At 65.3% G+C, this 12,059-nt stretch carries 11 protein-coding genes; 2 read left to right on the top strand and 9 right to left on the bottom strand.

The window, feature by feature from the left end; translation table 11 throughout:
• Nucleotides 1-6 precede the first annotated feature (6 nt).
• The 9 genes from H7993_RS04520 to H7993_RS04480 form a co-directional block, all read right to left on the bottom strand.
• The gene (locus H7993_RS04520; RefSeq protein WP_122478592.1) at nt 7-825 is read right to left on the bottom strand and encodes an ABC transporter substrate-binding protein; all 819 of its coding nucleotides are present in this window, start codon (nt 823-825) and stop codon (nt 7-9) included.
• 226 nt (nt 826-1,051) lie between these two features.
• Complete coding sequence (locus H7993_RS04515; RefSeq protein ID WP_185793591.1) at nt 1,052-1,801, bottom strand: AraC family transcriptional regulator; 750 nt, start codon at nt 1,799-1,801, stop codon at nt 1,052-1,054.
• An 87-nt stretch (nt 1,802-1,888) separates the two neighbouring features.
• Entirely contained in the window at nt 1,889-3,145 is a 1,257-nt protein-coding gene (locus H7993_RS04510; RefSeq protein ID WP_185793590.1) for an NAD(P)/FAD-dependent oxidoreductase, read from the bottom strand.
• Nucleotides 3,142-3,378, bottom strand: a complete 237-nt coding sequence (locus H7993_RS04505) for a (2Fe-2S)-binding protein (RefSeq protein WP_185793589.1) — start codon at nt 3,376-3,378, stop codon at nt 3,142-3,144. Before H7993_RS04505 ends, H7993_RS04510 begins: the two co-directional genes overlap by 4 nt.
• Nucleotides 3,371-4,486, bottom strand: coding sequence for an FAD-dependent oxidoreductase (locus H7993_RS04500; protein WP_185793588.1), 1,116 nt, complete (start codon nt 4,484-4,486; stop codon nt 3,371-3,373). Before H7993_RS04500 ends, H7993_RS04505 begins: the two co-directional genes overlap by 8 nt.
• Nucleotides 4,483-5,427, bottom strand: a complete 945-nt coding sequence (locus tag H7993_RS04495; protein WP_185793587.1) for a 4-hydroxyproline epimerase — start codon at nt 5,425-5,427, stop codon at nt 4,483-4,485. Before H7993_RS04495 ends, H7993_RS04500 begins: the two co-directional genes overlap by 4 nt.
• Nucleotides 5,428-5,536: 109 nt before the next feature.
• Nucleotides 5,537-6,208: an FCD domain-containing protein gene (locus tag H7993_RS04490; protein WP_185793586.1), complete on the bottom strand. Its 672-nt coding sequence runs from the start codon at nt 6,206-6,208 to the stop codon at nt 5,537-5,539.
• 74 nt (nt 6,209-6,282) lie between these two features.
• Entirely contained in the window at nt 6,283-7,830 is a 1,548-nt protein-coding gene (locus tag H7993_RS04485; protein WP_280517407.1) for a PepSY-associated TM helix domain-containing protein, read from the bottom strand.
• Nucleotides 7,831-7,888: 58 nt separating this feature from the next.
• A complete protein-coding gene (locus H7993_RS04480; RefSeq protein WP_244646844.1) occupies nt 7,889-10,345 on the bottom strand; it encodes a TonB-dependent siderophore receptor in 2,457 nt (818 codons plus the stop codon).
• Between the two features lie 154 nt (nt 10,346-10,499).
• Between H7993_RS04480 and H7993_RS04475 the strand changes: the two genes are divergently transcribed.
• Nucleotides 10,500-11,048, top strand: coding sequence for a sigma-70 family RNA polymerase sigma factor (locus H7993_RS04475; protein ID WP_244646842.1), 549 nt, complete (start codon nt 10,500-10,502; stop codon nt 11,046-11,048).
• Between the two features lie 48 nt (nt 11,049-11,096).
• Nucleotides 11,097-12,050: a FecR family protein gene (locus H7993_RS04470; RefSeq protein WP_185793585.1), complete on the top strand. Its 954-nt coding sequence runs from the start codon at nt 11,097-11,099 to the stop codon at nt 12,048-12,050.
• The last annotated feature ends 9 nt before the right edge of the window (nt 12,051-12,059 follow it).

The following is a 12,059-nucleotide window of genomic DNA, read 5'->3' as shown; positions in this document are numbered from 1 at the left end:
GTCACCTCAGTAGTAGACGTTGGGTACGGTGAGGTTGGCGGGCGCAATTTCGGTGCCGACCCATTTGACGAACAACTCGTTGTAGCGACCGCTGCGCACCTGCTGGTTGACGAACAGGTTGAGGTAGTTGAGCAGACCGTATTCGGTGCGCTTGGCGCCCAGGGAAACGTAGTCGATCACGTAGGGCGCATTGCCGGCGACCTTGAGGTTCTTGTATTTGCCGGATTTCAGAGTGGCGGCGGCCACGGTATTGGTGACCACGGTGGCCTGGATATGGCCTTGGGCGACGGCCAGAATGGTGTCGTTCTGCGACTGATACGCGCGGAAGCTGCCGCTGCCCCAGCCCTTCACGTCCTTTTCCAGCGCGATGGCCTCGTAGGTGCCGCTGGTGTTGCCCACTGCCTTGCCCTTGAGGTCGTCGAAGCTGTTGACGCCGGTGTCGTCGCGGGTCAGCACGACCATCTGGAAGGCGAAGTAGGGCACGCTGAGGCCGACGGTCTTGGCCCGTTCCAGGGTGTCGGAGGTGGAGGCCACGATCACGTCGGCACGGCCCGAGATGAGTGCCGGAATCCGGTCTGGAAACGGCGTCTCGATGACTTCGGCATCGACGCCCAGCACCTTCGCCAGGTCGTTGCAGTAGTCGACGTCGAACCCCGCAGGCTTGTTGGCGCTGTCGCGCATGCCCATGGGCGGGAAGTCCAGGGTCACCGCACAGCGCAGCTTGCCGGAACCAATGATGTCGTCCAGCTTGTCGGCCTGGGCGGTCGCCATGAAAGTAGTACTGAGCACAGCGGTTAGGGCTACGGCGAAGGCGGGAGTTTTCATGGAGGCCTCGGAGTTGGGTGAGCACTGCAACTGCCATTGAGAATTTCGTATACGATATTTCAAATGCAACAGACGTGCCTGTTTTCGTTCGTGCTCGCGCTGTCGTCGTAAGCCCCTGAATCAGGGCGTATTCATCATGGATCGGCGAGGGTGGAAGAGTCGGGTATGACGCCGTGGGGTGTTACATAAGGGAGCACCGCCCCAATGATTGCCCGCTAACGGAACATCAGCGATGGCTTTCGCGGTACAGGCTTGGCGAAAGGTGCGTCAGCGCGCGGAACTGCCGGCTGAACGCACTGTGGTCGGTGTAGCCACAGCGCAGGGCGACATCGGTGATGGGCAGGTCTTCGTCGCGCAGCAGACGTGAGGCCTCCTCGAGGCGCGCCTTGTGAATCAGCTGGCGCGGGGTCAGGTGGAAGATCCGCTTGCAGTGACGCTCCAGTTGCGCAACCGACAGCCCGGCAATGGCGGTCAGCTCCGCGAGGCTGATCGGACGATGAAAATGGGTGCGGATGTGCGCGTCGACCGCCGCCAGTTTCGCGAAGGCCGGGTGGCTCGACTGAGGCAACTGCAGGTCGCGGGAAATGCCGGCCAGGCCGATGATCCGACCCTGTTCATCGTGCAAGGCGATCTTGTGGGTCAGGCACCACACGGGCTGGTTGCCATAATAGAGGTGCAGCTCCAGCTGATTGGCCAATTCGCGGCCGCTGCCAAGGACCTTGTGGTCCTGTTCGGTGTACAGCGTGCCGAAGCGTGCCGGGAACACTTGCTCGGCGGTCAAGCCCAGCAGCTGGTGACTGGTCTTGAAGCCGCAACGCTTGGCCAGGGTGGCATTGACGAAGGCATAGCGGGCGGCGTCGTCCTTGATGAAAAACACCACGTCGGCCAGGGCGTCGAGCAAAGGAGCCAGGGGTTGCAGGCTGCCCAGCAGGTTCGGTAGTTGGCACGGGCTGGCGCTGAGGAATGCGGCGAGCATGGGGTCGAGGTCCGGAAGTGACTCCTGCAGGATAGTGCTGCCGGGCTGCTGCGCAAAGCCCGGACACTGTGTTTAGCAGGGCGGGGTTCAGGAGGGCGGTTGGCCGTCGAGGCGCAGCAGGGTCTCGATCCGTGCCGGGCTGAAGGGCGGTCGCGGTGCCGAGGGTTGCCAGCCGAACAGGTGCGCGGTGGCGGCGCCGCATACCCGCCCCTGGCAGGCGCCCATGCCGCAGCGCGTGGCGAGTTTGGCCTCGCGCCAGCTGCAATGGGCGGCGAGCGCCGCAAACGGCACGTCTTCGCAGCGGCAGACCAGGGTGTCCGGCGCGCACAGGGCAGCGAGCGCAGGATCGAGGGCAAATGCCCGGTTCAGCACGGCGGCGAAGCCTTGCCAACGGGCCCGCTGCGGCCAAAGCCGCCGCGCCGCCGCCTGGTCGCCAGCGGCGGAGTGTCCGGCGATGCTGCCTTCCACCGAGGCCAGCTCGCTGCCGCCGAAGCCGGTGCATTCGCCTGCGGCAAAATGGTCCGCCAGGCTGCTCGCCTGCCAGGCATCGACGGCGATGGCCCGGTCCTGCAGCGCACAGCCCAAGGCCTCGCCCAGCTGCGTGTTGGGCACCAGGCCGAAGCCGCAGGCCAGCCGGTCACAGGGCAGTTCCCTGATTCGGCCCTGTTGCATCAGTCGTACGCCTTCCAGGCGGTCGTCACCCAGAGCGGCCAGCACATGGCTGCCGGGGCGATAGGCGGGCGAAAACAGTTGCAACGACTGCAGCCATTTATGTGGCCAGCGTGGCAGCTGCATGGCAAATCCTGCCACGGCGCGGGTGCTGGCCTGCTCGGCGATGCGCAGGATCCGTGCGCCGTTCTTCGTTGCACTGTGCGCGCTGGCCAGCAGCAGCGGGCCGCTGCCGGCGACCACCACGCGTTCGCCCGCAACGGGCAGGCCGCCCTTGATCAACGCTTGCAGGCCACCGGCACCGGTCACGCCAGGCAGCGACCAGCCGGGGAAGGGCAGCAGCAACTCGCGGGCACCGGTGCACAGAATCAGCTTTGCATAGCCGATGATCCAGCCGCGCTGGTCGTTCTCCACCAGTAACTGATGGGGCGCAGGCCGGGCGATCACTCGAGTGGAACCTTGGATCTGCACGTTGGCACACGCCTGCAGGCGCTCGCGCAGCCGTGTGGCCTGGGTGGGCAGCGAGGCCTGCGGGCCATCGCGCCAGATCTGCCCGCCGGGCAACGGATTGTCGTCCAGCAACACGATGCGCAGGCCGCTGGGTGCCGCTGCCAGCGCCGCATGGATGCCCGCCGGCCCGGCACCGATGATGAGAATATCGACGTGCTCGATCATGGCAGGCTCCGTACCTGCATGCCGTCGCGGCAGGACGTCTGGCACGCCAGGCGCCGCGCGCCGTCGATGGTCACACGGCATTCCTGGCAGATACCCATGCCGCATAGCGGCGCGCGCCGTTGGCCGCTGACCGAGGTGCGCGTGCAGCCATCACCGGCCATCGCCAGTGCCGCAGCGACGCTGGTGCCGACCGCCACCAGCAGCGTGCGTCCATCGACCGTCAACTCAAGCATGGCTGGACCCTCCGAGAAAACGTTGCGGCAGGTAAGGCGTTGCCGCCAGCGGCAGTGATTCGTCGAACAGTTGCGCCACCAGCAAATCGGCGGTCGCCGGCGCGGTGGTCACCCCCAGGCCTTCATGACCCACTGCCAGCCACAGGCCCGGACGCTGGGGATGCTCGCCCACCAGGGGCAAGCCATCCGGGCTGGCGGCGCGAAAACCGGTCCATGCACGAATCACGTTCAGCGTGTTCAGCGCAGGCACGTACTCTGCCGCGCGCCTGAGCATCTTGGCGAGCATCCAGCCCTCGACCTCGGGATCCGTGGTGTTAAATTGCCGTGAGGCGCCGATGAACAGTTGTCCGGTCGGGCGCGGCTGGATGTTGCAGGCCGTGGACGGCCCACTGGCGTTGTGGGCGCTGGTGACATAGCCCAGTTCCACCAGCGTGTGAGTGATCTGCGCGGGGTAGCGGTCGGTGATCGCCAGATGGCCTTTCTTGGCCTGGATCGGCAGCTCGGGGCACAGCTCGGTGGCCTGGATGCCGTTGGCTAACAGCACCATGCCAGCACTGAGCCATTGGCCGTCGGCCAGACGCACACGGTTGCCGTCTACCTCGGTGACCGTGGCGCGTTGCTGGCGGATCAACGGATGATCAAGCATCCACTGGGCGGCCGCCGGCGCATACACAATGCCGTCCCCCTTGATCAACAGACCACCCTCCAGCCCTTCGCGAAGCAACGGTTCGCGCTCGCGCAGGGCGTTGCCAGCGAGGATTTCGCAGGCCTCGCCATGCTCGCGCAACACCTCGAACTTGTGCTCGGCAACGGCCATTTCCTCAGCGTTGGCGGCCAGCCACAGGGTGCCGTTGCTGCGGTAGGCGCAACCGTTGGGCAACGACCCGGCGATGTCGCGCCAGCGCTGCAGCGAATATTGGCTCAAGGCCAGTTCCGCCGCGTTGTCGTCCAGCACCAGCAGGTGGCCCATGCCGGCAGCCGTGGCACCCGGCGTGCCGGCGTCCAGCACCCGTACGCTCAGCCCGCGCTTGGCCAGGGCCTGGGCGCAGGCAGCGCCGACGATGCCTGCGCCGATGACGATGGCGTCGGCCACGGCCGTGGGGTTCACAAGCGAATACCCCAGGCGAAGGGATCGTCGGCCTGCAGGATCAGTGTGGCTTCGGCGCTGATGTAGGCCCGGCCGCGAATGGTCGGCACAACGGGCCCGTCGCTGCCGTGTTCCATGGCTTCATATGAACCCTCGAACTCGCTGCCGATGACGCTGGCCTGACGCCAGATCTGCCCGGGCTGCAGTTTGCCGTCGGCGGCCAGGCACGCCAGCTTGGCGCTGGTCCCGGTTCCGCAAGGCGAGCGATCGTAGGCTTTGCCGGGGCACAGCACGAAGTTGCGGCTGTCGGCCCGTTGGTCTTCGGCGAACAACTCGATGTGGTCGATCAGCCCGCCGTCCTCGCCGCGTATGCCTTGTTCCTCCAGCGCGTGCTGCACGGCGACGGTGTAGGCCGTCAGGGCGTCGAGGTTGTCACCGCTAACCGCCAGGCCATGCTCGGCGACCAGGAAAAACCAGTTGCCGCCCCAGGCGATGTCGCCGGTGACCGAACCGATGCCCGGCACCTGCAGGGCGACTTCCTTGCGGTAACGATAGGCCGGCACATTGCGCACGCTCACCGAACCGTCCTCGTGCAGCGTGGCCTGGACGGTGCCGACCGGCGTCTCGACGGCGTGCACGCCCGGCCCGATTCGGCCCAGGTGGGCCAGCGAGGCGATCAAGCCGATGGTGCCGTGGCCACACATGCCCAGGTAGCCGGTGTTGTTGAAGAAGATCACCCCGGCGCAGGCGTTCGGGTCTACCGGCGTGCACAGCAGTGCGCCTACCAGCACATCGCTGCCCCGCGGCTCCAGTACACAGGCGGCGCGCCAGGCATCATGCCGCTCGGCGAGCAATTGCTTGCGCTCGGCCATGCTGCCGGTGCCCAGCTCGGGAAAACCGTCGATCACCAGGCGGGTGGGTTCACCACCGGTGTGCGAGTCGATCACTTGGATGCGGGTCATGGGGCCACTCGTCGGGTCGGTTAAGTGACCCTTAGAATGGCGGAGATAGCCCTCTGCGGCTTGAGCTATTTAGCCCGTGACAATGACGAATTCGGCACAGTGCCAGGGTTCAGCGGGCGCTTGGCAGATGCTCGAACAGGGTCTGGCAGACGCCGGCGATGTGTTCGTCGAGCAGGTGCACGGCCAGCTCCACGTTGCGCTCGCGGCAGGCCTGGAGAATCTCCCGGTGTTCGTGGTCGGCGCGATCCTTGCCGGCCGACAGGCTCATCTGCATGCGCAGGTAACGCTCCAGCTTGTCGTTGACCGAACGAATCATCCCCACCAGGAACGGCCGTTGCGCGGGCTCGTAGAGGCAGGCGTGCAGCGCCCAGTTCAACTCGGCCCAGCGGCCCACGTCGGTTTCACCGATGAACTCGCGGCAGATGCTCTCGGCGCGGGTAAAAGTGGCCTCGGTCATGTTCGGAATGGCCAGGCGCAGCACCTTGTCTTCGAGCAGCATGCGCACTTCGAACATCTGCGCCAGCTCCGACTCCGACAGGCGCGTGACCATCGCCCCGCGATTGCGCTGGAACATGACCAGACCCTCGGCTTCGAGGCGCTTGAGCGCTTCGCGAACGGGGATCTTGCTGACATTGAACTGACGGGCGATGTCGTCCTGACGGATCGGTTCGTCCTCGGCAAAATGCCCGGCAACGATCGCGTCGCGCAGGTGCCGGGTGATGATCTCCGAGGTCGAGGGAGAATTGCCGAGGTCCGGCGCGTTGAGTTTGGTCTGGGCCACGATGCTGGGTCATTCGAGGGATTGAGTGCATATGGTATACAGTTTTGCGGCGGGCTGAACCGGCTTTGATCCGGCTAAGGCATCAGGCGCTGCCGCTGATGACGCCGTCGCAGCTTCATCAGCACCCCTGCCAGCAGCGCGCCGCAACCCAGCGCTACCGCTTCCACGCTTGCGCGCTGCCAGTCGCCGGCGGCAGCGTAGCGCCACAGGTTCTGCCCCGTGGTCCAGTGATTGAGCAGCGGCAGGCACAGGCACAGCAGCGCCGCCAAGCCGAGCTGTTCGGCCCATGCGCGGTTGCGCGGCCGACACAATGCGTGCAGCAGGGTCGCCAGCCAGATCAGCAGGAAACAGCGTATTTCCCAGTTGGCCCGATCCTGCATCTGCAGTGGCAGCAGCCGGTTGGCATAGAAGTAGGCACAGCACGCCACGCCAATGCCCGCACTGCACGCCACGTTGAGCGCTTCGACACAGTGATAGAAGCGTTGGGTCGCAGCACCGAATTCGTGCTGCCCCTTGATCCGCCGCTTGATCGAGAACAGCAGCGTGCCGGCGACCATCATCAGCGTGCCCAGCAGGCCGCTGGCGAAGTACACCCATCTCAATGCCCAACTGCCGAAATCGGCAAAATGCAGGGAACGCATCACGCCTTCGATGCGTGCGCCCATGGACACGCTGTCCGGGTCAGGCAGCCTGACTTGCAGCACGTCGCCGCTGGCCGCGTCGAAAAGCACGCTGGCCTGGGGCGTGAACAGATGGGACGACGGCTGACCGGGGTCGGCACGACCGATGACGCGTACGCTGGCGCTCGCGCTACCGGGCTTGTCCACCAACAGCATCTGCGCGGGCTGCCCGGTCAGTCCGCGGGCCTGTCCAAGCAGGTGCTCCCACGCAGGAGCCCGGATGTCGAGCGGCGCAGTGTTGCGCACAGCCGGAGCCTGTGGCGCCAGGTCGGCGCTGAAGCGTGCATGGGCACCGTCATTCGACCCGTACACGGCGTGCACCGGCCACGGCATGTAGCTGCTGGCGAAGATGCACAGGCCTGTGTAGGCGATCATCAACTGGAACGGCAAGGTCAGCACGGCCGCGGCGTTGTGCGCATCGAGCCAGGCACGCGGCCCGCGACCGGGTCGGAAGGTAAAGAAGTCGGCGAAGATGCGTCGGTGAATCACGACCCCCGATACCAGTGCAACCAGAAAACCGACGGTCAGCGCGCCAACGATCCAGAAGCCCAGCACTGGCAGTTGCAGCATGTAGTGGAACGACATGAAGTGCCGGCCGCCTTCGGTCTTGCGCAGTGCTTGCGACATCACCGGTGTACCGCTCGCAGGGTCGAGAGCGATCTGCCGGGTGCCGCTTGCGTCGCGCCACAGCAGGTGCACGGCCTCGCCCGCAGAGGTCGGCAGCTGCACCCGCCACAGCCGCGCACCGGCGCCGTGTGCAGCCAGGTAGCGCTGCGCTTGCCAGGCAGCAGAGCTTTGATCCAGCGGCTCCACGGCGTCGAGCGGAGCGATCGGCTGCGCCTCCATCCAGCGGGTGATGGGTTCGCGGAACACGCTCAACGAGCCGGTCAGGAAGATCACGCACAGCAGCCAGCCGCAGACCAGGCCGCACCAGGTGTGCAGCCAGCCCAGGGAGCGGCGCAGGGAGCCGTTCAGCGCACTGATCCCGAGGCCGACGCGATCAGAAATCGCCTCGCAGGGTCAGCATGTAGCTGCGCGGCTCGCCGAACACGTTCGAGCGGTCGACCGCTACCGCAGTGGTGTAGTAACGCTTGTCGAACAGGTTCTCGGCGTTGAGCTGCACCTTCCAGTGCTCGTCCAGCTTCCAGGCCACGCGCGCATCCCAGATCGCATAACCCTGGCTGCCAAAGTCCAGCCCGGTGGTCGACGAGGCCTTGTAGTAGGACTGCGCCGACACGCCACCCCCGACGGTCAGCCGGTCCCAGGCACCGGGCGGGTTGTAGCTGGTCTGCAGGCGCAGCATGTGCTTGGGCGTCTCGTAGGCCACCTCGACGTCTTCGGTATTGTTGCGCAGCAGGTTGAAGGTGTAGCCACCGAACACCTGCCAGCCCGGCAGGATCTCGCCGCTGGCTTCCAGGTCGACGCCCTTGCTGCGCTTGATGGTGCCGTTGACGTAGCAGGTGCCCTCGGAGTCGTTGCTGGTGCAGTTGGTATTGGCCAGGTCGACCAGAGCGACGTTGGTCTGCTTGATGTAGAACAGCGCCATCGACAGGTTCAGGCGGTCATCGAACAGCGCGCCCTTGATGCCGGTTTCGTAGTTGTCGCCTTCGGAGGGTGAAAGCGGCGTACCGCTGGTATCGACGTAGTTGCCTTGGGCATTGAAGATTTCCGCATAGCTGGCATACCACGCCCAGTCGTCGCTGATGTCGTAGATCACGCCGGCGTAGGGGGTGACCTTGCGTGTCACCTTGGATTCGTAGGGCAGGGCGGCGCCGCGCTTGATGTCGTAGGTGTAGTCGTACCAGCTGGTGCGACCACCCAGTACCAGGCTCAGCGGTTCGCTCAGGCGCAGCCGCGAGTTGGCGTACAGGCCCGCCCGCTCCTCGGTCATGTCGATATCGGTGCTCCATGCCGGCCTGGCAGGCTTGGCGATGGCATGGTGGTCGACATTGAAAATGTTCAGTGGCCGGTTGCCCAGGCTGGCGGTGGCTTGCTGGGTGTTGGCCTCCTGGCGCGACCAGGTGCCGCCCACGGTGACGTCATGGGTCAGGCCGAAGGCATCGAAATTGCCGCTGACATGGCTGTCCACCCCGGTGCTGGTGACCTTGTCCTGGCGAAACAGTGCGGCCTGAAACACCGAACCGGTATTGGTCACCGGGCTGATGGTCCGTCGCGCATAGGCAATCTGTTGATCGAAGCTGCCTTCGGAAACGGTCACCGAGGTGGTGCTCGACCAGCGCTCGTTGAAGCGGTGCTCGATTTCCGCGAATGCTTCGCTCATCTCGCTCTGGTGACGGTTCCAATCCTGCACCAGCGAAGTGGAGCGGGAGATGTCCAGAGCGTTGCCGTTGCTGTAGCGCGGCAGGCCGTAGATCGAATAGCCGTTAATGACGTTTTCCTGGTGGCGCAGGCTCAGGCTCACGGTGGTGTCCGGGTCGATATCGGCTTCGACGATGCCATACACCAGCGGCGTGCGGGTGTTGCGTTCATCGAGGTAGGAACCGTTGTCTTCGTAGGCCGTGACCAGTCGGCCGCGCACGGTGCCGGTTTCGTTGAGCTTGCCGCTGGCGTCCAGGTCCATGCGGTAGCGGTCCCAGGAACCGGCGCTGGCCTGTACCGTCAGTCGCGGTTCGGCGGTCGGTCGCTTGCGCACCAGGTTCACCGCGCCGCCCGGCTCGCCTGCGCCCACCAGCAGGCCCGCCGCGCCGCGCAGCACTTCGACCCGGTCGTAGATGGCAGTGTCGGGCTTCATCCACCCGGTGATCTGATAGCCCTGGCCAGGCACACCGTCCACCAGAAAGCTTTCCGCCAGCAGCGAGAAACCGCGGGAGGTGTACACATGCCCGCCGAAGTTTCGGTACTGGAACGTGATGCCCGGGGTTTGTTCCAGCACCTTGTCCAGACTGGTGAGCTTCTTGTCGTCCATCAGTTGCCGGGTCACCACGCTGACGGTCTGCGGGGTGTCCTTGAGGCTCAGGTTGAGTTTCGCGGCGGTGCTGCTGCTACCAGTGGTATACGAGCCCGTGCCGTCGGTGCTGCTGCCCAGATCGTTCATGGCATTGACGGTGGTGGCGCCCAGAGCCATGGCGGGATCGTCGCGCGCGGGCAGCTTCTGCAGCACCAGGGTGCGTGCATCGAGCATCTGCCAGCCGAAGCCGCTGCCGCGCAGCAGCGTCTGCAGGGCCTGGTCGAGGGTGTATCGGCCTTTCAAGGCCGGTGCGCGCAGGTTGGCCACATCCGAGGAGTTGAAGATCAGGCGCACGTTGGCCTGGTCTGCCAGTCGGGTCAGCGCCTGATCCAGCGACTGTTCTGCCGATTGCAGGTTCAGGACGGTGGTCGCTTCTGCCCCCTGTGCCGAAGGCGCAAGCAGTGGCAGGCCCGCCGTCATGGCCAGCATCAATGCCAGGCTCAGGGTGCGACCGGTAGCGGGAGTGAACGAAGGGAAACGTGCCTGCATCTGTAAACGTCCGTAAGCCAATGGAGGCGGAATGCCCGAGAATCATGCTTCTCACTCCAACGACGAACGAGGTGACCCGACCTTGCCATCCAGATTGAAAATATTTTCATTATCATCTGCCAATCTGATGATAACTGTTCTCAAGTGGGATAGGATGCGCGCCTCGATCGCCTGGGCCGTGCGCATGTCCGTGTCACCCAACTCCAACCCTTTGCTGATGGTCTTTCAGGAGCACTATGCCGACCTGTTGGCCTTTCTGGCACGGCGCTTGGGGAATGTGGAAAAGGCTGCCGACGTGGCGCAGGACACCTACGTGCGCCTGGCTGGCCTGGCCGACACGGCGCAGATCCTCGAGCCCCGCGCTTTCGTCTTCCGCGTGGCCGGCAACCTGGCCATCGACCGCCTGCGCCAGGAACGGCGCTATTGCGCGCTGCAGGTCGATGAACCCGACGAGGAACCTTGTGATCCCATGGCCTCGCCGGAACGCTCCTTTCTTGCCGCCGAAGCCATCGAGCAACTCGACAAGGCCCTGCAGCGCCTGCCCAGCAATGCCCGTCTGGCGTTGCTGCTCAGTCGCCTCGAAGGCCTTACTCACGCAGAGATCGCCACACGCCTCGGGGTGTCGGAAAGCTCGGTAGGCAAGTACATGGTGCACGCCATGCGTCATTGTCGCGATTGGCTTCGTCAGTCGGAGTGCCCTTAGAATGCACGGTACTGACGTCTATGCGGCAACGACCGCGAGCCCATTATCATGACCGAGCCCACCCATCCGAGTGCTTCTGCCGTCGACCTGGAGGACCAGGCCATCGAGCAGTGGGTGCACCTGACATCGGGCCGCGCCAGCGAGGCGGATCGCAGCGCCTTTGCCCGCTGGCGCGGACAGAGCGCGGACCACGAGGCAGCGGCACGCCTGGCCGAGCGGATCTGGCAGGCACTTCCCCAGACTTGCGCCGCGCAGCGCTTCGTTGTGCCCACCAAGGTCACGCGCAGGCCGCTGCGCTGGGCGGCGCTGGCAGCCGGGGTGGGCGCCCTGGCCCTGACCGGGTTGAGCGAGCCGGCCAAGGTGTATTTCGCCGACTATGCCACGGCGGTCGGCGAGCGACGGGCGCTGACCCTCGAAGATGGCAGCCAGGTGTGGTTGAACAGCGGCTCGGCTTTATCGGTTCGCTATTCCTCGTCGCGGCGCGAGATCAGCCTGATCAAGGGCGAAGCGCTGTTCCAGGTGAGCAAGGACGCCTCGCGTCCTTTCGTGGTGCAGGCGTCGGGCGGCAGCGTACAGGCCGTGGGCACCCGCTTCGATGTCGATCGGCAGGGTGAACAGGTGCGTGTCGGGGTGACGGAGGGTGAAGTGAAGGTTTCGTCTGGCGGGGCGGTGGTTCCCCTGAGGGCCGCCCAGCGTCTTGAATACGTTGCGGGAACGGCGCCGTCGCCGACCGGCGCTCTGGACCTGGGCAGCGCGTCGGCCTGGCAGCGCGGCAAGTTGATCTTCAACCGCCAGCCGTTGGCCGAGGTGTTCGCGGACATTGAACGCTATCTGCCTGGCTCGCTGGTGATCGCGGGCAGCCTGCCGACCACGGCAGTGAGTGGCGTGTTCAACCTCGACGACATTCCCGGCATGCTCGAAATGCTCGCCCGCACCCAGCCGGTGAAGATCTATCGAATGCCCTGGCTGACCGTAGTGGTGGTGAATCAGACGCGCGCATGAGCCTGGCAT

It is taken from the genome of Pseudomonas baltica (assembly GCF_014235765.1).
GTDB lineage: Bacteria > Pseudomonadota > Gammaproteobacteria > Pseudomonadales > Pseudomonadaceae > Aquipseudomonas > Aquipseudomonas baltica.
This window is presented reverse-complemented; position numbering and strand designations above follow the sequence as displayed.